Genomic DNA, 20016 nt, shown 5'->3' with positions numbered 1-20016 from the left:
CTTAGTTGGCGTCGTTGTACACGGTCGCGCGCGATACGCGCAAATGCTGCGCGACCGTCTCCATGGACCGGCGCAGCTCCAGAAACCCCTCGTCCTTCAGCGTCGCATCAGCGCTCTGCGTTGATCCGTGCGTAGCGCCTGCGGGGTGGTCGCGAGGCTGATCGCGAACTTGTCGATACGCTCGCGCAGCGACTTCTTGATTTTTTGTCCAATTTTGGACATAATTTTCAGAACCGCCGATTTCACCCTGGAACGTTTGCCATGAACACTCCCGAGCTCCCGACCTACGCCGACGTCGAAGCCGCCGCCTCCCGCATCGCGGGCGTCGCGCATCGCACGCCGGTTCAGACATCGCGCACGCTGAACGACATCATCGGCGCCGAAGTTTTCTTCAAGTGCGAGAACTTCCAGCGCATGGGCGCGTTCAAGTTTCGCGGCGCATTCAATGCGCTCTCGAAGTTTTCACCCGCGCAGCGCGAGGCTGGCGTGGTCGCATTCTCCTCCGGCAATCACGCTCAGGGCATTGCGCTGTCCGCAAAGATTCTCGGCATTCCGGCCACCATCGTGATGCCGCACGATGCGCCTGCCAGCAAGGTCGCAGCAACGAAGGGCTACGGCGCGACGGTCGTTTCGTTCGACCGCTACACCGAGGACCGCGAGGCAATCGGCCGCCGTCTCGCCGAAGAAAAGGGACTCACGCTGATACCGCCGTATGACCACCCGGACATCCTGTCGGGACAGGGCACCGCCTCGAAAGAACTGTTCGAGGAAGTCGGCGCGCTGGACTATTTGTTCGTGCCGTTGGGCGGTGGCGGACTTCTGTCCGGAACGGCGCTCTCGACGCGTGCGCTCGCGCCGCAATGCGTGCTCTATGGCGTCGAACCGGAAGCCGGCAACGACGGGCAGCAGTCCTTCAGAAGCGGCGAAATCGTGCACATCGACACACCGACGACCATCGCGGACGGCGCGCAGACGCAGCATCTCGGCAATTACACGTTCGGCATCATCAGACGCGACGTCGATGACATCCTCACCGCCACGGACAAGGACCTCGTGAACGCGATGAAGTTCTTCGCCTCACGGATGAAGATGCTCGTGGAACCGACCGGATGCCTCGGACTGGCTGCCGCGCTGAATCTGAAGGATGCGCTCAAAGGCAAGCGCGTGGGCGTGATCCTGAGCGGCGGCAATGTCGACCTCGAACGGTTCTGCGCGCTGACGGCGGGGTGAACGCCATGTCGACCGTATTCGAGAATCTGATCGCATTGCTCGAGCGCGAACAAGCCCGCTTTCGCGTGCTCGAGCATCCTGCCGAAGGGCGGTGCGACGTGGTCGCCGCCATGCGTGGAACGGCGCCGGGACAAGGTGCGAAGGCCATGCTCTGCAAGAGCAAAGCCGACGATCAGGCGCTGGTCCTCGCCATCCTTCCCGGCGACAGGAAGCTGGATTTCAGGAAAGTGGCGGCAGCGGCGGGAATCAGAAAAGCCACGCTCGCCTCACCCGATGAAGCGCAACGCGAGACAGGATGCGCGATCGGCGCCATTCCGCCGTTCTCGCTTTCGCCGTCGATCAAACTGATCGTCGATCCGGCGCTGGTCGGTGACTTCGAAGAGATTGCTTTCAACGCCGGCCGGCTTGACCGATCGATGGTTCTCGATTCAGCCGATTACCTGCGGATTGCGAAGCCGCTTCTCCATCCGCTGTGCGCGTGAGCAACGTCGCCGTTGCCCGGGGATTCAATGTCCTTCGGGAAACAGCGCCGCCTGCACCATTGCCCGCGCTGCGGCTCCCTTGTCGGCCAGGAATGCGTCGCGATCCTTGCCGACGATCCATGCAGGCGCGCGCCCGCGGCCGCTCCATGTGGAGCCGCTCGCGGGGTCGCGGTATTTCGCGGAGGGTTCATCCGGCTCAGCGCCGGACTTCCGGCCCATCAGTTCGTTGATGGAGATACCGTACTCGCGCATCTTCTGCACGATCTCGATCATCACCTGGCGCGTCTCGCGCTCTTTGGCATCAGCCAGTTGTTTATCCAATGCTTCCTGCTGCGCGCGCAGTTGAGCGAGTTCGATGCTCTGATATGCCATAGCTTTGGGAATCTATCGCCGATGCTGTGTCGACCGGCTTGAGGGAATAGTGCCGTAATTATAGGCCGTCTTTTCGCTCGCTCTTTTTCGGCATCGCACGGTCGGACTCATTTCCAGGCGAGAGCAAGGAAGTTGCGTACCACGGCCGATGAATCATCGCGCCGCGAAGCCACCGCAAGTCGGGCGCGAAGTCCCCGCGCGACAAGCGGCTTATAGACGACACCAGGCACGCGCACCTGCGTGATGGCTTTCGGCACGATGGATATGCCCAGCCCCGCCGCAACGAGCGTAACGGCCGATGCCATCTGCGGCGCGCGCTGGGCCAATCGCGGTTCGAAACCCGCTTCGGCGCATGCCGCGACGATATCGTCGAATAACGCACCGCCGGCTTCGCGCGGTACTTGCACAAAGGCTTCGTCGGCGAGTTCCGCAAGCCCGATCCGTTTGCGGGACGCGAGCTGATGAGCGACGGGTAACGCAACCAGCATCGGCTCTTCTTGCCAGTCTTTCTGCTGCACGACGTCAGCGATGCGCCTTTCCGGCCGAACGATCGCGACGTCGAGCTGCCCCGCTTCGAGGGCGCTCAGAAGGACGCCGGAGGCCGCTTCATGCAAGGTCAGTTCGGCATCGGGATACGCTTCGCGAAATTCGCGAATCAGGCCCGATACGTGTTCGTTGAACGCCGCGGTGCCGGTGAAACCTACGCGCAGGTGCCCGGTTTCGCCGCGTGCAGCACGTTTTGCCGCGCGCGCGGCGCGTTCGGCATCCGCCAGTACTCGTCGAGCTTCGTCGGCGAAGACGCGCCCCGCCTCGGTCAGGTCCGCGCCACGCGCCGTGCGCTTGAACAACTCGACGTCGAGTTCCTTTTCGAGCGCCTTGATCTGTTGACTGAGCGGCGGCTGGCCTATCCCGAGAACTTCGGCCGCCCTCGTGAAATTCGCCGACTCGGCCACAGCCAGAAAGTAGCGTAGATGCCGAAGCTCCATCGATTCGATCTCCTTCAGTCACGTTCGAGCCAGTGCTAAAACGTATCGCTCTGCATGGTTTCATATATTGGACATATAAATCCAGTTTGGCAAGAATGAGTCTGTTCCCGATCAGCCGAGCACGCACAATGTCTTCGCCCTCATTCTCACCGGTGGCGACACCGCACCGCCCCACGCTGCCAATCGGCGTTTTGCCGAGTTCGGCGGCGTATCGGCGCATTGCGATCGCGCTTTTTCTGGCCGGTTTTTCGACGTTCTCGCTTCTCTATTGTGTTCAGCCGTTGCTTCCCGCCTTTGCGCGCGAGTTCAATATCGGTGCGGCGGCGAGTTCGCTTTCGCTGTCGCTGTCGACGGGATTCCTCGCGCTGTCCATTCTTTGCGCGGGCGCGCTGTCCGAACGTGTCGGGCGACGCGGACTGATGTTTGCATCGATGACCCTTGCGGCGCTGTTCAACATGCTTGCGGCGAGCGCGCCGAACTGGCACTGGATGCTGACGTGGCGCGCGCTGGAGGGATTCGCGCTTGGCGGCGTCCCGGCCGTCGCCATGGCGTATCTCGCCGAAGAAATCGCGGCTGAGGGACTGGGCTTCTCGATGGGCCTGTACGTCGGCGGGACTGCCTTCGGCGGCATGATCGGCCGCATCGGCATGAGCGCGCTGGAAGAATACTTTTCCTGGCGAACGGCGATGATGACGATCGGTCTCGTCGACCTGCTTGCAGCCGTCGCGTTCGTGCTGTTGCTTCCGCCATCGCGCCGCTTTATCAAGCGCACCGATCTGACGCTTCGACATCATCTCCTGCTGTGGCGCGCACAACTGCTGCACGCTCGCCTGCCGTTCGTCTTCGCGATTGGCTTTCTCGTGATGGGCGCATTCGTCACGATCTACAACTACGCCGCGTTCCGGCTCATGGCGCCGCCGTTCAACCTGAGTGCGACGGAGTGCGGCCTGATCTTCGGCGCCTACCTGTTCGGCATGGTGTCGTCGTCGAGCGCGGGCGCGCTTGCCGACCGGCTCGGGCGCGCGCCGGTGCTGGTCAGCGGGGTTCTACTGTTCGCCGTGGGCGTCGTACTGACGCTTTTCGTTTCGATCGTTGCAGTTGTCGCCGGCATCGTGCTCATCACGATTGGCTTCTTCGTGACTCACTCGGTAGCCAGCGGATGGGTCGGGCAACTGGCCGGCTCCGCCAAGGGTCACGCGGCGTCGCTTTATCTGCTGGCGTATTACGTCGGATCGAGCGTGCTGGGCTCGGTGGGCGGTTCGTTCTGGCAACACGGCGCGTGGCCTGCGGTCACAGCGTATGTCGGCGTTCTGCTTGCGCTTTGTCTCGTCGTGACCTTGCGCATCGGTCGTCACGCGTCAGTCCAGTGACGCGTCGCACGCTTGCTTGAACGACGCGTTCCTTGCCGGCCGTTCCAGTGCGGCGAGGCGTTGAAGCGTCACCAGTCCGAGCACCGCGAGCCCGAGTCCCAGCGTGAAGTCGGCGTGCACGCCCGCACGGTCGACAATCGCGCCGCCCACTGCCGAACCCGCCGCGATCGCGACCTGGATGATGCTGACGAACATTGCCGAACCTGCTTCCGGCAAGTCCGCCGTGCCGCGCTGAATCCACACGCTGAAACACAGCGGCAGCGCGCCGAACGCGATGCCCCACAGCAGCATTCCCGCAGTCTCGCCGATGGTCGAGTGTTCGAGCAGCAACATCGACGACAGCGCGCCGAGCAGCAACAAGACCATCACGGCGACAGACTTCTTGAGGTGGTTCGAGACCGCCATCGACATCAACGCATTCGAGAAGAACCCGATGAGCCCGAATCCGAACAGCAAGAGCGTGATCGTGCTCAACGAAAAGTCCTGTTCGAGCAGCGGCGCGATATACGTATAGGTCGAGAAGTGCGCACCGAATACGAGCGCGACCATCAGCATGCTCATGCGCGTGTGAGGGCGGCGCAACAACGTCTTGAAATCGGCGATGCGCAACGCCGACGCGGACAGCAGCGAAGGCACGAGCAACGCTTGCGCGACCAGCGCCACCGCCACGAGTCCGGCGGTGGCTGCGAACGACAGACGCCACGACGCAAACGAGGCGATGAACGTCCCGAGCGGCACGCCGATGACGGTCGCGCAGGTCACGCCCGTCAGAATGGTGGCGGTCGCTCTGGCGGCATCTTTCGCTTGCACGAGGCGCGGCGCGGCGGCGGTCGCGAGCGTCCAGAAGCCGCCCAGCGCGGCGCCGAGCAACGCGCGTCCGATGAGCATGACCGGCATGCTCGTCGAGACGGCGCACACGATGTTCGCAATCAGCAGCACTGCGGTGAGAAGCAGGAAGACGTACCGGCGGTCCATGCGGCCGGCACTGACGATGAGCGTCGGCGCGAAAATCGCGGCCATGACGCCGGGTGTCGTGACCATCAGGCCCGCGACGCCAGTCGATACGCCGAGATCCTGCGCAATCTGCGGCAGCAAGCCGACCGGCAGGAATTCCGCCGTCACGAACGCAAATGCGCTCACGGCGACAGCAATTACCGCAAGCCATTGACGCACCGACGTCGAACCTTCTTCTAGCGATATTGGATTTGCAGGTGTATCGATTTGCATGATGACATTGATGCTGGATTGAAGCCGACCACTTTAGGCCGCGCCCGGTTTGGGAAAAAGCACCGCGCCTTGAACAATGTTGACGGCGTGGCCGAACAATAGGCGTGCGGATGAAGGCGAACATGGTTCGCCCTCGAAAGGTGAGTTCGGGAAAGAAGGGTCGATTGAAGCGAGCCGGCGTGATTACCGGCTCGTCCAATCGCTTACGGGGTCAGGACTGCACGAACGCGAGCAGGTCGGCGTTGAGGACGTCCGCGTTGATCGTCAACATGCCGTGCGAAAAGCCGGGATACGTCTTCAACGTACCGTTCTTCAGCAGTTTGATGGACTTCAAGGCCGCGTCGGCGATAGGCACAATCTGGTCGTCTTCACCGTGCAACACGAGCGTCGGCACGGAAATCGACTTCAGGTCTTCGGTCTGGTCCGTCTCCGAAAACGCCTTGATGCCTTCGTAATGCGCCTTCGCGCTGCCCTCCATGCCCTGACGCCACCAGTTCTGAATGACGCCCTGATGAACGGTCGCGCTCGACCGGTTGAATCCGTAGAACGGCCCCGTCGGAACATCGACGAAGAACTGCGCGCGATTGTCGGCCAGCGCCTTGCGGAACCCGTCGAAGACTTCGATAGGCAGACCTTCCGGATTGGCTTCGGTCTTCAGCATCAGCGGCGGCACCGCGCTGACGAGCACCGCCTTTGCGACGCGTCCCGACGGCTCGCCGTGCTTCGCGACATATCGCGCGACTTCGCCGCCGCCCGTCGAGTGCCCGATGTGGACGGCATTCTTCAGGTCCAGCGCCTCGACGACCGCGAAGGCGTCGGCGGCGTAATGGTCCATGTCGTGGCCATCGGAGACCTGCGACGAGCGGCCGTGCCCGCGCCGGTCGTGCGCGACTACCCGATATCCCTTCTGGAGGAAAAACAGCAATTGCGCATCCCAGTCATCCGAGGAAAGCGGCCAGCCATGATGAAAGACGATGGGTTGCGCGTCCTTCGGCCCCCAGTCCTTATAGAAAATCTCGACGTTATCTTTGGTCGTGACGAACGGCATGGTGATCCTCACTCGTTGGAAGGTTTGGAGCAGGACGCCGGACCAAGTCTGAAGACCCGGCGCCGGCTTCGACGTTCTTGCAGGCCATACAAAGGAGACCGACGACGCTCAGCTGAACTTAACCAGATTGAGTGCTGGCAAAGGACCGCCCGGAAACTGAACGAGACGCGCACCGACAGCAAGTGAACCGAGGTCGATACCGAAGAAACCGAGCCGGTCTATCAGTGCGCCGATTTCGGTTTTCGAGTCCGCATCGTCGCCCGAGTAGAACAGTACACGCTTACCGCCTTCGCTGGAGGGATCGCCCGTCAGCAAGTGGGGTTGCAGATGGTTGAAGCCCTTGACGACGCGCGCGCCAGGCACCAGATCGGTGAATACTTCCGACGACGCGCGCTTGCCGAGGTCGACCGGTTTGAACAACGGCGCTTCGATTGGGTTGTTCGTATCGACCACGATCCGGCCCGCGAAATCGGGCAAGCCATCGAGCGCGGCAGGCAGCTTCGACCAGTTCACCGCGACGAACACGATGTCCTTCGACGCGGCTTCTTCACGCGTGCCGGGCGTGACGCTTGCGCCGATGGCCGAAGCCCGTTCCCTGAGGCTGTCCGGTCCGCGGCTATTCGACAATGTCACGTCGATGCCCTTTCGAGCGAGCGCAGTCGCAATTGCTTCACCGATATTACCGGCCCCGATGATTCCGATGCTGTGCATGACAATGCTCCTTTGACATTCCGATTAGTGGGAATCAAGCCGTCAGGCCGCCATCGGCGACGATATCCGCGCCCGTGATGAAAGCCGCTTCGGGCGTAGCGAGATAGGCGACGACGCTCGCGATCTCAGCGGGCTGACCATAGCGACCGATCGCCATGCCGGGGCCGACGATCGCGGCGACGGGTCCGTCGGCCGGGTTCATGTCCGTGTCGGTGGGTCCGGGATGCACCGTGTTGACCGTGATGCCCTTCGGACCGAGATCGCGCACGAGACTGCGATTGAAGCCCGTGATCGCGCCTTTCGTGAGCGTGTAGACGGACGCGGTCGGAAACGCCGCATACCGCGTCATCGACGAGCCGATGTGAATGACGCGACCACCCTGCTTCATGTGGCGCACGGCTTCCTGGGTTGCGACGAAGACACCGGTCACGTTGACGGCAAGCATCCGCTCGAAGTCTTCGAACCTGTAGTCCTCGATCGGGGCATTGATCGCCATGCCGGCGTTGTTCACGAGAATGTCGATGCCGCCGAACTTTTCGACCACCGCAGCCACTGCCGCACGCACCGCCGACGGATTGCCCGCGTCCGCCTGAATCGCAAACGCCCTGCCGTCCCCGGCTTCGATTTCGCCGACGACTTCGGCCGCGCGCTCGGGCGACGCGCTGTACGTCAAGCCAACCGCAGCGCCGTATTGCGCAAGCCGCTTCGCGATCGCCGCGCCGATGGACCGCGAGCCGCCGGTGACCAGCGCTGCCTTGCCGCTGAGGGGTTTCAGATCGTTGCTCATTGCTTCGCTCCTTGCTGTGTTTGGGTTGAAGCAACTATGGCGGTTTTCTGACTCAAGTTTTAGTGTGAAGTAGCTTGTTATACTTTCAACGTTCACTTGAAGGCTACGCGATGGAAACGCTCGCCAATCTCGAATCGTTTATCCGCAGCGCGGAGCACGGGAGTTTCTCGGAAGCCGCTCGCTGGCTGTCTCTGACGCCAGCGGCGGTAAGCCGCAACGTCGCGATGCTCGAGCGCAATCTCGGCGTGCGGCTTTTCCATCGCTCGACTCGCAAGCTGACTCTGACCGAAGCCGGCGAATCTTTCCGGCTGGCCGTATCGGACAATCTGAGTGGCATTCAGGCCGCCATCGCGGGTATCGCGGGTGAAGGCGGCGAACCTGCGGGCGTTCTCAAACTCAGCCTGGCGCCCACGTTCGGCGTGGCGCATATCCTGCCCCTGCTGCCCGGCTTCCTCGAGCGGTATCCACGAATCAAACCAGAGTGGCACTTCGAGAACCGGCAGGTCGATCTGATCGCGGAGGGTTACGACGTCGCGATCGGCGGAGGGTTCGACCTTTCGCCGACGGTCGTCGCGCGGACGCTGGCGCCTGCGCACGTGATCGCGGTTGCATCGCCGGGCTACATGGTCGACAAGACGCCGCCACGCGAACCTGCCGACCTGCAGGAATTTCGCGGCATCGTCATGCGTTCCCTGCAATCGGGCCGCGTGCGCCATTGGAGCATGCGCGACGTGACCGGCCGCGAAGAGCCGGTGCGCCTGCAGGAGTCGTTCGTCGTGAATGATCCGTCTGCGATGCGCGGGGCCGCATTGCTCGGCATGGGTGTCGCCATGCTCGCAACCGCGGACGTGCTCGCGGACCTCGAAGATGGCTCATTGGTCCGACTCGCGCCGCGCTGGTATTCGGATGCGGGCGCAATCTCGATGTATTTCCCGTCGCGAACGCTTTTGCCCGCAAAGACGCGCGCGTTCGTCGACTGGGTCGTGAGGGCGTTCGAGGTTCAGAAACTCGCGGAGCGATTCGCCGGAAGTCTCGATCCCCGGCCAACCCGTACAGGCTAGATCGACGCGTCCGAACGCGCCTTCAGCGCCGCGTACTGCAAAAGCATGATCGTCTTGCCGTCCATGATGTCGCCGCGTTCGATCATCTGCAGCGCCGTCTGCAGCGGCACTTCGATCGTCTCGATTTCCTCGCCCTCTTCCTCGACGCCGCCGCCGTCCGACACGCGCATCGAGCTGTCGTAATCGCCGAGATAGAAATAGAGCTTCTCCGTCACCGATCCAGGGCTCATGAACGCCTCGAAAATCTTCTCGACGTGATGCACGCGATACCCCGTTTCCTCTTCCACTTCGGCGCGGATGCGCTCTTCCGGCGACGCATCGTCGAGCAAACCGCCCGGCGTCTCGATCAGCATGCCGTGATGGCCGTTGACGAACGCGGGCATGCGGAACTGGCGCGTCAGCAGCACGTTGCCAGTCTTCCGGTCGTGCAGCAGGATGGTCGCGCCGTTGCCGCGGTCGTACGTTTCGCGGCTTTGACGCTGCCAGGTGCCGTCGCGGCGCAGGAAATCGAACGTGACCTTTCTGAGTACGTACCAGTCGTCCGATAGAACGTCGGTTTTGAGGATGCGGACGCGCTCTTTCGTTTCCATCGCTTCACCTGTTCGACATTTAATCGAGCCCATGGTAGCGTGCAGTTTCGTGCAATATCAAGTGAATTCGTGCAAATCCATGTTGACCAGCCAACGCAAGAAAGCGATCCTCGATACCCTCAAACGCGACGGCCAGGTGCTCGCCAGCGATCTGAGCGCGCGCTTCGGCGTCTCGGAAGACACCGTCCGGCGGGATTTGCGCGAGCTTGCGGCCGAAGGCCTGTTGCAACGCGTGCACGGCGGCGCGCTGCCGGCGTCGCCGGCCGTTGCGCCGTTCGCGCGGCGTCAGAAAATGGAATCGGATGCGAAGCGGCGTATCGCAAAAAAAGCGGCGGAGATGATCGCGCCGGGGCAGGTCGTCATCGTCGATGGTGGCACCACGTCCGCGCTCCTCGTGCGGCAACTGCCCGAGCAACTGTGCGCGACGATCGTCACGCATAGTCCGAGCGTCGCGGTCGCGCTGGCGGAGCACGCATCGGTCGAAGTCGTGCTGATCGGCGGCAGGCTCTACAAGCATTCGATCGTCTCGGTCGGCGCGGCTGCCGTCGAAGCCATGTCGCACATTCACGCCGACCTCTATTTCATGGGCGTCACTGGCGTGCATCCGGCCGCCGGCCTCACCACCGGCGATTTCGAGGAAGCACATATCAAGCGCGCGCTCGCGGCGCGCGCGGCGGAAACCGTCGTGCTCGCGTCGGCGGCGAAGCTCCATGCGGCGTCGGCTTACAGGATCGGGGCGATCGAACTGGCGCAGACGATCATCGTCGAGGATGCGGCTGACGCGAAGCTCACCGAGCCGATCGAGCAAGCCGGAATTACCGTGCTGCGCGCGTGATATTGCGACGTATTTTTACCGGGTAACGCGCCGAAAAATACGGGCCGGGTCCTGTAATTGTATTTCCTCTCCAACTGGCATAGCGTTGAAAGATGTGCCATGTCCGGTCAACAGCGCAGGCCGGTTTTCCGTTGAAGGCATCGACACAGCGAACATTTTTCTGGAGAAGGTCGTGAATCGCCTGAAGGCTTTAATAGCGCTGTCGCTGATCGCGAGCGCGGGCGTGACCGCCGATGCATACGCCTGGGCGCGCGTCGGCGTGTGGGTCGGCGGACCCGTGTATTACCCATATCCCGTCGCGCCGGCGCCGTATTACTACTATCCGCCGCCGCCCGTGGTCGTCGCGCCGTCCGCGCCGGTGCAATACGTCGAGCAGGGTCAGCCCGTCGCCGATCCGGGCGCGCCCGCCCAGCAGCCCGGCATGTGGTACTACTGCGACTCCGCGCGAGCCTACTACCCGTACGTGAAGCAATGCTCCGGCGCATGGCGCCCGGTTCCGGCGACGCCGCCGCCATCGAACTGACGCTTCTGGCGCTTCGAAAACCGACGACGAAACGAATTTGCAAGAATCCATGAACTACTCAAGGCTTGCCCTGCTTTTTGCGGGAATCGGCGCGCTCGGCCTGTCGGCCTGCACGGTGATGCCCACCGGTCCCAGCGTGATGGCGCTGCCCGGCAGCACCAAGACGTTCGACCAGTTCCGCGCCGACGATGCCTCGTGCCGGCAGTTCGCCCTCAATCAGGTCGGCGGCGTGGACGCGAATCAGGCCGCGACCAACAGCGCAGTCGGCAGTGCGGTCGTCGGCACCGCGCTCGGCGCTGCGGCAGGCGCGGCGTTCGGCGGCGGCTCGGGTGCGGCCATCGGCGCGGGCGCGGGTCTGCTGACCGGCAGCGCGTTTGGCGTCGGCGCATCGCAGGCGTCGGGCTACAACGTGCAGCAACGTTACGACTACGCGTATCTGCAATGCATGTACGCCGCCGGCGACAAGGTGCCGGTGCGTGGCGCGGTACGCACGAGCCAGCCCTATGGCTCGTCATACACCACGCCTCCGCCGCCTCCGCCCCCGGCCGGCTGGCAGCCACCGCCGCCCGGAGCGTATTGACGGTTCGTCATCGCCGCATGCGCCGTTCGTCGCCTCCGGCGTAGAGCGGCGCGTCGGTCACGAACGCGGGCGCGACGAGCAAGCCCGTCACCCAGCCGATATAGAAACGCAGATCGCTCCAGAACTCCGATCGTTCGTAGATGCGAAACGCCTGCACGTGCGCGAGCCATAGCACGACTTGCAGCGCGCCCATCAGCACGAGCCAGGCGAGCGCGATGACACCCGTGGCGCGTGCACAGCGCCTGAACGTGCGCGCGTCCCATTGTTGCCGCACGATGATGCATCCCGCGATCAGCACGCAGATCACCGGAATCACGCTCGTCACGAGCACGTGCACGCTCCATCCGAATATCACGCCGGCGACAAAGCTGACGATCACCGCGAACGCCGCCACCGGCCACGCGACCCACGACGGCCCGCGCGCGGCCATCCACGCGATCGTGATGAAAAAAGGCGTGATCGCCCATTGCAGCGCCAGCGAGACGGCCCTGGCGAGATTCTCGGCCGCCTGCTCGTTGGAGTGACTTGCCGCGACGTACACGGTGATGGCCTCATGCACGCAGACGGCGACGACCGCGAAGCTCAACGCCTCGCACGCGGCGAACGCCGGTGATTTTTCCGCGTGTGCGGGCGCGTCGCCGATTCCCCGCAGGCGCTCCAGAACCGGTTCGACGAAAAACGCGAGAATCGCGCCGATCAACAGCGCCGCGGCGGCATCGGTCAGCGAAAAGTGACCGAACAGGGAAAACAGCCCTTGCCAGAGGAATTCGGGCGCGGCGGCGCACACGGCCACCCACAGCGCGAAGAAGAACCCGTTCGAAGCACTTCTGAGCGGCATGGCCACCTCGATGCGTTTTTATTGCTCTGGCAGCGGCGCGTCCTTCACACGTTCGATCAACGCCGCGCGCACGCGCTCGCGCAGATCGGCGGGTATCGAGAAACATTCGTAGGCGAGCGCCTGCGCAACGGTCACGACGCGCATTTCCTCGTAGCGGCGTCCGCTGCCGATCATCGCCTCGAACGCGTTGGCGCGCTCGTTGATTTCGATCGGATCGGCATCGACGAGCAGGACGGCGTGCGCGAGCACCGCATACAGTGGCGGCTGGTCCTTGTCGCCGTCAGGCACGCGACGCCAGTACTGCGCCGTGCCGGCGATCTTGCGTGCATCGTCGCCGGGGCCCCACGCGAGGTTGAAGCGGCCATCGCAGAAGGAGCCTTCGACCGCCTGCCAGTGCGTCAGCACGCCGAGCGAGTTGAGCGCATCCGCGAGAATCCTGCACAGATGCACATAGACGGTTTCGGAGAGCGTGCCCATCGGCGCGCGCACCGGATAGGCGAGGCTCAGGTTGAGAATGCCCGGGCCTTGCGGAACGAGGCCGCCGCCCGACAGACGCAGCCAGACGGGACAACCGCGCCGTGCGAAGGCGTCGCGAGCGTCGGCAAGCGGCGCGTAGCGCTGATAGCTGCGCGGCACGACCAGCGACGCAGGCGCTTCCCAGACGTGCGCGACGGCGTCGCCGGCGGCCGCGCGCGCGAGCAGCGCTTCCTCGGCATCGAGGGGATCGCCGGAACGCGAGGCGGGATCGAGCAGTTGGAAGGGCATGGAATCGATGTCCGGGCGCGTCGCGAGCGGACGCCACCCCAGCATGGTAGCCAATAACGGCGACGAACGAGCGCGCCCCGTCGGCGGCCTTCTCCGGCGGGGCGCGCTCGGGGCTGGACGCGCTCAGCCGCCCTTTTGCACGTGCTCCTTCAGCAACGCATTCACTTCGTTCGCCTTCTCCATCTGGCTCATGTGGCCGGCGTCGTCGAACACGCGCACGGTCGCGCCTTCCGGCGCATGCTTCGCGTGCGCGGCGGGAATGATCTGGTCCTTTTCACCCCAGATCACGAGCACCGGCTTGCCCGTCGCGGCCAGCTTGCCGCCCGGCTGCGCGCTCTGCTTGCCGCCCGCGAACAATCCGCCATTGAGCGCGCTGAGCGCGGCGCTTACGCCATCGAGCCGCTTGTATTTCAGCAGATCGTCGAGCATCTGGCGGCTCACGAGTTCCGGATTGGCGAACAGCAGTTCCACGACCGGCTTCAGCTCGCGGCGCGACTCCGCCGTCACGAAGCCTTCGGTGTACGCGTTGTTCACCTCATCGCCGAAACCGGCGGGCGAAATCAGCGACACCGACGCCACGCGCTCCGGCTGATCGACGGCCATCTGCGCGGCGATGCCGCCGCCCATCGAATGCCCGACGAGATGCGCCTTCTTCAGCTCCAGCGCGTCCATGAACTTGCCGACGAAGCCCGCGAGATCCGCCAGCGTCGTGCCCGGCACTTTCGGCGTCGATTGCCCGTGGCCCGGCAAATCCAGCGCGAACACGCGATTCTTCTCCGCGAGCGCATCGAGATTGAAAAGCCAGTTGTCGAGATCGCCGCCGAAGCCGTGGATGAACAGCACGGCCGGACGGTTCGCGTCATCGCCGCCGCGCAAGGCGTAGCGCACGCGGATGCCGTCGATATCGACGAAGTGATACGCCGCGGCCTCCTCACCTTCTTCCTCGTCCCCGGCGGGCGTCACGTACGACGACACATACGCATCGATATCGGCGTCGCTGACGTCAGACGGCGCGAGCACGCCGAGCAGCGCCTTCACCGGTAGCGTATCGCCCGCCTCCGCCACCTTGCGGCGTAGCAAACCGGCATCGGGCGCTTCGACTGCATTGGCGATCTTGTCGGTTTCGACGTCGAGAATCGGCATGCCGACGGTAATCTCCGTGCCCTCCTCCACGAGCCATTCGTTGACCGTGCCTTCCTTCATCGACAAGCCCCATTTGGGCATCACGATCGGTGTGATTGCGGACATCAGTGCTTTCCTCCCTTCATGGTTTTTCGTGCGGCGTCGGCAATCTGCGCGGCGCTCGGAATGTAAAGATCTTCGAGCGTCGGCGAGAACGGCACCGGCGTATGCGGCGCGGTCACCATCTCGATGCCGGCCTTCAGCGCGCCGAACGCCTGCTGCGCGACCTGCGCGGAAATATCGGTGGCGATGTTGCAGCGCGGATGCGCTTCATCGACGACCACGAGCCGCCCCGTCTTCTCGACCGTTTCGATCACGGTGTCGATATCGAGCGGCGACAGCGTGCGCAGATCGACGACTTCCGCTTCGATGCCCTCCTTCGCGAGCGTCGATGCCGCTTCGAGCGCGCGATGCACCATCAGTCCGTACGTGACGATCGACACATCCTTGCCGTCGCGCACGATGTTCGCCTCGCCGAACGGAATCGCGTACGAGTTCTCGGGCACTTCGCCTTCGAAGCCGTAGAGGTTCTTGTGCTCGCAGAAGATGACCGGATCGTTGTCGCGGATCGCCTGGATCAGCAGACCTTTGGTGTCGTACGGCGTCGACGGACACACGACCTTCAGACCGGGAATGTGCGTGAAGAGCGGCGTGAGCATCTGGCTGTGCTGAGCCGCCGCGCGGAAACCCGCGCCGACCATCGCGCGAATCACGACGGGCGTCTCCGCCTTGCCGCCGAACATGTAGCGGAACTTGGCCGCCTGATTGAAGATCTGGTCGAAGCACACGCCCATGAAGTCGATGAACATCAGCTCCGCGATCGGACGCATGCCGCACGCCGCAGCGCCGATCGCCGCGCCGATATACGCCGACTCCGACAGCGGCGTGTCGAGCAGCCGGTCGCCGTGCTTCGCGTAGAGTCCCTTGGTCACGCCGAGCACGCCGCCCCACGCGTCCTTTTCGCCGTCCGCGCCTGCGCCGCCGACGATATCCTCACCCAGCACGATCACGCTCGGATCGCGGGTCATTTCCTGATCGATGGCTTCGTTGATCGCCATCTTCATGCTCAGTTTGCGGGCCATGATTGTCGTCTCCAGGATTTAGTATTTGACGTAGACATCGGTGAGCAGATCGGCGGCGCTCGGCAACGGCGCGTCCTTCGCTTCCTGCACCGCGCGATCGATCAGCGCGGCGACTTCCTTGTCGATCGCATCGAGTTCTCCCGGCGCGATCACGTCGGCTTGCGTCACGGCGGCCGCGAATTTCTTCAGGCAGTCCTTGTTCGAGCGGATATCGTCGAGTTCGCCCGGCGCGCGATACGTCTGCGCATCGCCTTCGAAGTGGCCGTAGAAGCGGATCATCTTGCATTCGAGCAACGCCGGGCCGCCGCCTTCGCGCGCGCGCCGGATCACTTCGCCCGCCGCTTCGTACACGGCGAAGAAATCGGTGCCGTCGACCGTCACGCCCGGAATGCCGAAGCCCGCCGCACGATCGACATAGCTATCCACCGCCGTGCCGTAATCGCGCGCCGTCGATTCCGCATAGCCGTTGTTCTCGATCACGAAGATCACCGGCAGATTCCACACGGCCGCGAGATTCAGGCTTTCGAGAAAGGTGCCCTGATTGGACGCGCCATCGCCCGCGAAGGTGATGCCCACTTCGCCCTTGCCGCGAAACTTCGCCGCCAGCGCCGCGCCGCAGATCAGCGGCGCGCCCGCGCCGAGAATGCCGTTCGCGCCCATCATCCCTTTGGACAGGTCGGCGATATGCATCGAGCCGCCCTTGCCGTTGCACGAGCCGCCTTTCTTGCCGTAGATCTCCTTCATCATTTCGACCGGATCGACGCCTTTCGCGATGCAGTGCCCGTGTCCACGGTGCGTGCTCGCGATACGATCGCCGTCGCTCAGATGGCTCATGATGCCGACGCCCGCCGCTTCCTCGCCCGCGTACAGGTGCACGAAGCCGGGAATGTCGCCGCGTCCGAAATCGACGTGCAGGCGCTCTTCGAAATCGCGGATCGTGCGCATCTTGCGATACACGGTCAGCAGTTCGTCCTTAGAGAGCGGCAAGCCGCCCGCATTTTGCGTAGCTGTCATCTCTGTCTCCTTCGGTGGATGGGTCTAACGGGTATTGCTCGTGGGCCGGCGCATCAGCCCGGACGCCGCCGCGTAGCGCATGCACGCGGCGACATCGATGCTGCGAAAGGCGTTTTCTTTGAGCGTGACGGTCACTTCGTCACCGGGGCCGAACGCGAGCTCGCGTTCGCCGTCGAGCGCGACGATGCCGGTGCGCTGCTTCACGCGATGCGGCACGCCGTCGGTGAGGCGCGTCCAGTTCGCGATCGGCACGGCTTCGATGAGACCCGGCGCGATCGGCGCGTGCAGATCGAATTCGCCGAGGCCGCGCGCGGCCAGTTCGATCGCGACGCCGCCCGGATCGTGACGCCCGAGCGGTTCGAGCAGACCCGCGATGGCCGACATGCCGATCGCCTGCGGATCGGCGTACGCGACGTAGACGGCGGCGAGCGTGTCGATCTTCCACAGCGCCCGCGCGCCGATGAAATGCTCATGCGAGATCACGGCATCGACGAGCGCGATGTCGCGGCGCACGTCGCCGTTCGACGCGCGTATCTCGATGTCGAGCCGCTTGTTCGACGCGAGCGCTTCGCCCGGCGGCACGCGGCCCGTCGCGTAGAGACCGGCGGCGAGCCCCGAGATGGTGGGCTCGCGCATTTCCGGATACGCGTTGTTGGTGCCCGTCGAGAGACCGGCGATCGGCACCTGTCCGCATTCGCGCACGACCGCGCGATGCGTGCCGTCGCCACCGAGCACGATCAGCGCATCGACGCCGGCTTCGCGCATCATCCGCGCGGCGCGAAAGGTGTCGTCGACGCGCGCAGTCACGGGCATATCGAGGAACTCGACTTTCGCGAGCCCGGCATCCGGACCTTGCCTGCGCGCGAGATGGCGTTGCAGCATGACCTTCAGGCCTTCGCGGTCCGGCATCATCAGCACGCGCCCGACGCCGCACGACGCCAGCGACGAAAGCAGCCGCAACACGATGTTCACGCGATCCGCGAGCTGCAGGCTGTTCGCGTTCGCGATGACGCGGCGAATATCGCGCGCCGAAACAGGATTGGCGATGATGCCGACGAGCGGCGTCGCGCTTTCTCGCATGCCTGTGTCTCCGTTGTGTGTCGTATGTTTTGTGCGGCGGATAAAGGCAAGCGCCATGCCAATCGGCACGGCGTTTTCAGACGCGTAAAAACGAGGGATTACCCGCGGAAAACGGGCGCTTCAGAGGGTGCACGGGCTGCCGCCGTGACAGGTGTCACAGCGGCAGGTGTATCGCGGGGTGTACAGGCGTATCGGCGTGCTCAGCGGCCGTTCGCGTCGCGTTGATTCGGCGAGCGGATGCCGTAGCGCGCCATGCGTCGGTACAGCGTCATGCGGCTCACGCCGATCTGCCGCGCGACCGCGCTCAGGTTCCAGCTCGCCGCGCGCAGATACTGCATCAGCAACATGCCTTCCGGCGGCAGGCGATGCGGATCGAAATCCTCGATGACGCGCGGCGGCGGTTCGACCGGCGCTGCGGCAGTGGCGGCGCTGCCGAAGCCTTCCGGCAGGTCATCGACGTCGATCAGGCCGTTCGAGCACACCGCGCGCGCATAACGCAGCACGTTGCACAGCTCGCGCAGATTGCCCGGCCACTCATGCCGATGCAAGCGCTCGCGCGCAGCGGGTGATAGCGTGACCGCGCCTTCGACGAATTTGTCGACGAGCCAGTCGAGATCGGTGCGTTCCCGCAGCGGCGGCAGCGTGAAGCGCGCGCCGTTCAGGCGGTAGTAGAGGTCCTCGCGGAAACGTCCGTCCTGCATGAGCGCATCGAGCGAATGATGGGTTGCGGAAATCACGCGCACATCGACCGATACGGGCCGCGACGCGCCGATCGCGAGCACTTCGCCTTCGGCCAGCACGCGCAGCAGACGCGATTGGAGTTCGCGCGGCATGTCGCCGATTTCATCGAGGAAAAGCGTGCCGCCGTCGGCTTCCTGAATCAGCCCGCGCTTGCCCTTCGCGCCCGCGCCCGAAAAGCTGTTCGGCAGATGCCCGAACAGTTCGCTTTCGATGAGCGTCTCCGGAATCGCCGCGCAGTTCACCGCGACGAACGGCCCCGCGCGCCGCGCGCTCGCGCGGTGCAACGCCTTCGCAAAGAACTCCTTGCCGCTGCCGGTTTCGCCGTTGACGAGCAGGTTGATCGGTGAATCGACGAGCTTCGCCGCGCGTTCCAGTTGGCGCTTGAGCGTCGCATCGCCGCCGCTCAGCGCGGCCAGCGCCGCGGGCACTTCGACATTGCGTTGTGACACCGCGTTCGTCGCGGGCGTGACGCATGGCGCGGGCGGCATCACGCTCAGATACAGCAGCGCGCCCGATTTCGCGAGCGGCACCGCGCGCAACTCGCTCGGCCGCGAATAGACGAAGCGGCCCAGTTCCTCGATGCGCGCATCGAAGAGCGTATCGAACGGCACGCCGATCAGCGACGCCACCGGCTCGCTTGCGAATGCGCCCGGCGCGATCGGCCGGCCGATCTCCGCTGCGAGCATCGCGTGCGCGCGCCGATTGTGTCCGACGATGCGTCCGCTCGCATCGAGCGCGATCAGGTATTCGGGATCGACATCGACGAATTCCGGCGATGTGTTCAGCTTCAGAATCCAGTCCTGCCGATGCGTGCGCAGGAAGTTCGCGTTCTCGATATGTCCCGCGTAGATACGCACGAGCTGCAGCGCCAGATTCTGGCTGTCGCGCGCCTGCGGCGAGGTGAGCGCGGAGATATCGAGGATCGCGGCGAGCGCGCCGCGCGAATCGAAGAGCGGCGCGGCGGTGCAGGTGAGCGGGATATGCGTCGCGTCGAAGTGATCGATCTGATGCACCGTGAGCGCCTGGCCCGTCGTGAGCGCGGTGCCGACCGCGCAGGTGCCCGCGCCGGCTTCGCTCCACTCCGCGCCGAGATACAGCCCCGCGCGGCGCAGCGCGGAATCCGTGTTCGCGTCGCCGAGATAGTCGACCGTCACGCCGGACGCATCGGTGAGCAGCACGACATAGCCCATGCCCGCGACATGCTCGTACAAGGTTTCGAGACCGTGACGCGCGATCCGCGCGAAATCGTCGATGCGCTGCTGATGCTCGCGCAGGCGCGTCTGCGTCAGGATGCGCGCTTCCTGCATGCGCGACGGATCGAGTCCGTACTGATGCACGCAACGCCGCCACGAAGACTCGATGATGCTCTCGTGCGTGCGCAGCGGCGCGGGCGCGGACATGGCCGGTTCCGCCCGCGTGGTCGCCGCGACGACTGCCTCGATGTGCTCGCGTTGCCGCATGTCCATCGTGCTCTCCTTTGCGCGCGAACGCGGGATAAACCGATTCGCACGA

The 20016-nt window shown here is 64.3% G+C and carries 21 protein-coding genes and 1 pseudogene; 7 read left to right on the top strand and 15 right to left on the bottom strand.

Translation table 11 applies throughout. The annotated features are described in order from the left end of the window. Position 1 precedes the first annotated feature (1 nt). Positions 2-192 (bottom strand): annotated as a pseudogene (locus NK8_RS42910) (helix-turn-helix domain-containing protein); the annotation flags it as partial. Between the two features lie 69 nt (positions 193-261). On the opposite strand from NK8_RS42910, the gene NK8_RS25725 reads away from it, so the two are divergent. Together NK8_RS25725 and NK8_RS25720 are read left to right on the top strand one after the other, a co-directional pair. Further along, on the top strand, positions 262-1230 hold the full coding sequence (locus tag NK8_RS25725; RefSeq protein WP_213232500.1) for a threo-3-hydroxy-L-aspartate ammonia-lyase: 969 nt from the start codon (positions 262-264) through the stop codon (positions 1228-1230). Positions 1231-1235: 5 nt separating this feature from the next. Beyond that, a complete protein-coding gene (locus NK8_RS25720; RefSeq protein WP_213232498.1) occupies positions 1236-1712 on the top strand; it encodes a YbaK/prolyl-tRNA synthetase associated domain-containing protein in 477 nt (158 codons plus the stop codon). Between the two features lie 24 nt (positions 1713-1736). Here NK8_RS25720 and NK8_RS25715 read toward each other — a convergent pair whose 3' ends face one another. Together NK8_RS25715 and NK8_RS25710 are read right to left on the bottom strand one after the other, a co-directional pair. After that, a complete protein-coding gene (locus tag NK8_RS25715; RefSeq protein ID WP_301549900.1) occupies positions 1737-2033 on the bottom strand; it encodes an H-NS histone family protein in 297 nt (98 codons plus the stop codon). Between the two features lie 158 nt (positions 2034-2191). Next, positions 2192-3070, bottom strand: coding sequence for a LysR family transcriptional regulator (locus NK8_RS25710; protein ID WP_213232496.1), 879 nt, complete (start codon positions 3068-3070; stop codon positions 2192-2194). Between the two features lie 128 nt (positions 3071-3198). Between NK8_RS25710 and NK8_RS25705 the strand changes: the two genes are divergently transcribed. After that, positions 3199-4440: an MFS transporter gene (locus NK8_RS25705; protein WP_213232494.1), complete on the top strand. Its 1242-nt coding sequence runs from the start codon at positions 3199-3201 to the stop codon at positions 4438-4440. On the opposite strand, the gene NK8_RS25700 is transcribed toward NK8_RS25705, so the two are convergent. The 4 genes from NK8_RS25700 to NK8_RS25685 form a co-directional block, all read right to left on the bottom strand. Continuing rightward, positions 4429-5667, bottom strand: coding sequence for an MFS transporter (locus tag NK8_RS25700; protein WP_213232492.1), 1239 nt, complete (start codon positions 5665-5667; stop codon positions 4429-4431). The genes NK8_RS25705 and NK8_RS25700 overlap by 12 nt on opposite strands. Positions 5668-5878: 211 nt before the next feature. Next, positions 5879-6715: an alpha/beta fold hydrolase gene (locus NK8_RS25695; RefSeq protein ID WP_213232491.1), complete on the bottom strand. Its 837-nt coding sequence runs from the start codon at positions 6713-6715 to the stop codon at positions 5879-5881. Between the two features lie 108 nt (positions 6716-6823). After that, a complete protein-coding gene (locus NK8_RS25690) occupies positions 6824-7426 on the bottom strand; it encodes an NADPH-dependent F420 reductase (RefSeq protein WP_213232490.1) in 603 nt (200 codons plus the stop codon). Positions 7427-7460: 34 nt separating this feature from the next. Beyond that, on the bottom strand, positions 7461-8213 hold the full coding sequence (locus NK8_RS25685; RefSeq protein WP_213232489.1) for a 3-oxoacyl-ACP reductase family protein: 753 nt from the start codon (positions 8211-8213) through the stop codon (positions 7461-7463). Between the two features lie 110 nt (positions 8214-8323). Between NK8_RS25685 and NK8_RS25680 the strand changes: the two genes are divergently transcribed. Next, positions 8324-9274 carry a LysR family transcriptional regulator gene (locus NK8_RS25680; protein WP_213232488.1) on the top strand — a complete coding sequence of 317 codons (951 nt, stop codon included), beginning with the start codon at positions 8324-8326 and terminating at the stop codon, positions 9272-9274. On the opposite strand, the gene NK8_RS25675 is transcribed toward NK8_RS25680, so the two are convergent. Next, on the bottom strand, positions 9271-9864 hold the full coding sequence (locus tag NK8_RS25675; RefSeq protein WP_162070366.1) for an NUDIX domain-containing protein: 594 nt from the start codon (positions 9862-9864) through the stop codon (positions 9271-9273). The genes NK8_RS25680 and NK8_RS25675 overlap by 4 nt on opposite strands. 31 nt (positions 9865-9895) lie before the next feature. On the opposite strand from NK8_RS25675, the gene NK8_RS25670 reads away from it, so the two are divergent. The 3 genes from NK8_RS25670 to NK8_RS25660 all read left to right on the top strand — a co-directional run bounded on the left by NK8_RS25670 (position 9896) and on the right by NK8_RS25660 (position 11802). After that, a complete protein-coding gene (locus tag NK8_RS25670; RefSeq protein WP_213232487.1) occupies positions 9896-10699 on the top strand; it encodes a DeoR/GlpR family DNA-binding transcription regulator in 804 nt (267 codons plus the stop codon). A gap of 172 nt (positions 10700-10871) precedes the next feature. Continuing rightward, positions 10872-11222 (top strand): hypothetical protein, encoded by a 351-nt coding sequence (locus tag NK8_RS25665; RefSeq protein WP_162070368.1) that lies wholly within the window; start codon positions 10872-10874, stop codon positions 11220-11222. A 49-nt stretch (positions 11223-11271) separates the two neighbouring features. Continuing rightward, positions 11272-11802, top strand: coding sequence for a YMGG-like glycine zipper-containing protein (locus NK8_RS25660; protein ID WP_162070369.1), 531 nt, complete (start codon positions 11272-11274; stop codon positions 11800-11802). A 7-nt stretch (positions 11803-11809) separates the two neighbouring features. On the opposite strand, the gene NK8_RS25655 is transcribed toward NK8_RS25660, so the two are convergent. The 7 genes from NK8_RS25655 to NK8_RS25625 all read right to left on the bottom strand — a co-directional run bounded on the left by NK8_RS25655 (position 11810) and on the right by NK8_RS25625 (position 19970). Beyond that, entirely contained in the window at positions 11810-12640 is an 831-nt protein-coding gene (locus tag NK8_RS25655; protein WP_225936464.1) for a hypothetical protein, read from the bottom strand. A gap of 18 nt (positions 12641-12658) precedes the next feature. After that, positions 12659-13405 carry a lipoate--protein ligase family protein gene (locus NK8_RS25650; RefSeq protein ID WP_162070371.1) on the bottom strand — a complete coding sequence of 249 codons (747 nt, stop codon included), beginning with the start codon at positions 13403-13405 and terminating at the stop codon, positions 12659-12661. A 123-nt stretch (positions 13406-13528) separates the two neighbouring features. After that, a complete protein-coding gene (locus tag NK8_RS25645; RefSeq protein ID WP_213232484.1) occupies positions 13529-14653 on the bottom strand; it encodes an acetoin dehydrogenase dihydrolipoyllysine-residue acetyltransferase subunit in 1125 nt (374 codons plus the stop codon). Continuing rightward, entirely contained in the window at positions 14653-15669 is a 1017-nt protein-coding gene (locus NK8_RS25640; RefSeq protein ID WP_162070373.1) for an alpha-ketoacid dehydrogenase subunit beta, read from the bottom strand. The genes NK8_RS25645 and NK8_RS25640 overlap by 1 nt, the downstream gene beginning before the upstream one ends. Positions 15670-15687: 18 nt before the next feature. Beyond that, positions 15688-16683 (bottom strand): thiamine pyrophosphate-dependent dehydrogenase E1 component subunit alpha, encoded by a 996-nt coding sequence (locus tag NK8_RS25635; protein ID WP_061177604.1) that lies wholly within the window; start codon positions 16681-16683, stop codon positions 15688-15690. A 24-nt stretch (positions 16684-16707) separates the two neighbouring features. Then, the gene (locus NK8_RS25630; protein ID WP_213232483.1) at positions 16708-17763 is read right to left on the bottom strand and encodes an ATP-NAD kinase family protein; all 1056 of its coding nucleotides are present in this window, start codon (positions 17761-17763) and stop codon (positions 16708-16710) included. 200 nt (positions 17764-17963) lie between these two features. Next, the gene (locus tag NK8_RS25625) at positions 17964-19970 is read right to left on the bottom strand and encodes a sigma-54-dependent Fis family transcriptional regulator (protein WP_213232482.1); all 2007 of its coding nucleotides are present in this window, start codon (positions 19968-19970) and stop codon (positions 17964-17966) included. Positions 19971-20016: the final 46 nt, after the last annotated feature.

Source organism: Caballeronia sp. NK8, assembly GCF_018408855.1.
Lineage (GTDB): Bacteria > Pseudomonadota > Gammaproteobacteria > Burkholderiales > Burkholderiaceae > Caballeronia.
This window is presented reverse-complemented; position numbering and strand designations above follow the sequence as displayed.

Coding starts and splice junctions, on each gene's coding strand:
- NK8_RS25655 (WP_225936464.1), bottom strand. CDS start 12,640: ATGCCGCTCAGAAGTGCTTCGAACGGGTTCTTCTTCGCGCTGTGGGTG.
- NK8_RS25710 (WP_213232496.1), bottom strand. CDS start 3,070: ATGGAGCTTCGGCATCTACGCTACTTTCTGGCTGTGGCCGAGTCGGCG.
- NK8_RS25630 (WP_213232483.1), bottom strand. CDS start 17,763: ATGCGAGAAAGCGCGACGCCGCTCGTCGGCATCATCGCCAATCCTGTT.
- NK8_RS25685 (WP_213232489.1), bottom strand. CDS start 8,213: ATGAGCAACGATCTGAAACCCCTCAGCGGCAAGGCAGCGCTGGTCACC.
- NK8_RS25645 (WP_213232484.1), bottom strand. CDS start 14,653: ATGTCCGCAATCACACCGATCGTGATGCCCAAATGGGGCTTGTCGATG.
- NK8_RS25650 (WP_162070371.1), bottom strand. CDS start 13,405: ATGCCCTTCCAACTGCTCGATCCCGCCTCGCGTTCCGGCGATCCCCTC.
- NK8_RS25635 (WP_061177604.1), bottom strand. CDS start 16,683: ATGACAGCTACGCAAAATGCGGGCGGCTTGCCGCTCTCTAAGGACGAA.
- NK8_RS25675 (WP_162070366.1), bottom strand. CDS start 9,864: ATGGAAACGAAAGAGCGCGTCCGCATCCTCAAAACCGACGTTCTATCG.
- NK8_RS25690 (WP_213232490.1), bottom strand. CDS start 7,426: ATGCACAGCATCGGAATCATCGGGGCCGGTAATATCGGTGAAGCAATT.
- NK8_RS25705 (WP_213232494.1), top strand. CDS start 3,199: ATGTCTTCGCCCTCATTCTCACCGGTGGCGACACCGCACCGCCCCACG.
- NK8_RS25660 (WP_162070369.1), top strand. CDS start 11,272: ATGAACTACTCAAGGCTTGCCCTGCTTTTTGCGGGAATCGGCGCGCTC.
- NK8_RS25695 (WP_213232491.1), bottom strand. CDS start 6,715: ATGCCGTTCGTCACGACCAAAGATAACGTCGAGATTTTCTATAAGGAC.
- NK8_RS25680 (WP_213232488.1), top strand. CDS start 8,324: ATGGAAACGCTCGCCAATCTCGAATCGTTTATCCGCAGCGCGGAGCAC.
- NK8_RS25700 (WP_213232492.1), bottom strand. CDS start 5,667: ATGCAAATCGATACACCTGCAAATCCAATATCGCTAGAAGAAGGTTCG.
- NK8_RS25640 (WP_162070373.1), bottom strand. CDS start 15,669: ATGGCCCGCAAACTGAGCATGAAGATGGCGATCAACGAAGCCATCGAT.
- NK8_RS25625 (WP_213232482.1), bottom strand. CDS start 19,970: ATGGACATGCGGCAACGCGAGCACATCGAGGCAGTCGTCGCGGCGACC.
- NK8_RS25670 (WP_213232487.1), top strand. CDS start 9,896: ATGGTAGCGTGCAGTTTCGTGCAATATCAAGTGAATTCGTGCAAATCC.
- NK8_RS25725 (WP_213232500.1), top strand. CDS start 262: ATGAACACTCCCGAGCTCCCGACCTACGCCGACGTCGAAGCCGCCGCC.
- NK8_RS25720 (WP_213232498.1), top strand. CDS start 1,236: ATGTCGACCGTATTCGAGAATCTGATCGCATTGCTCGAGCGCGAACAA.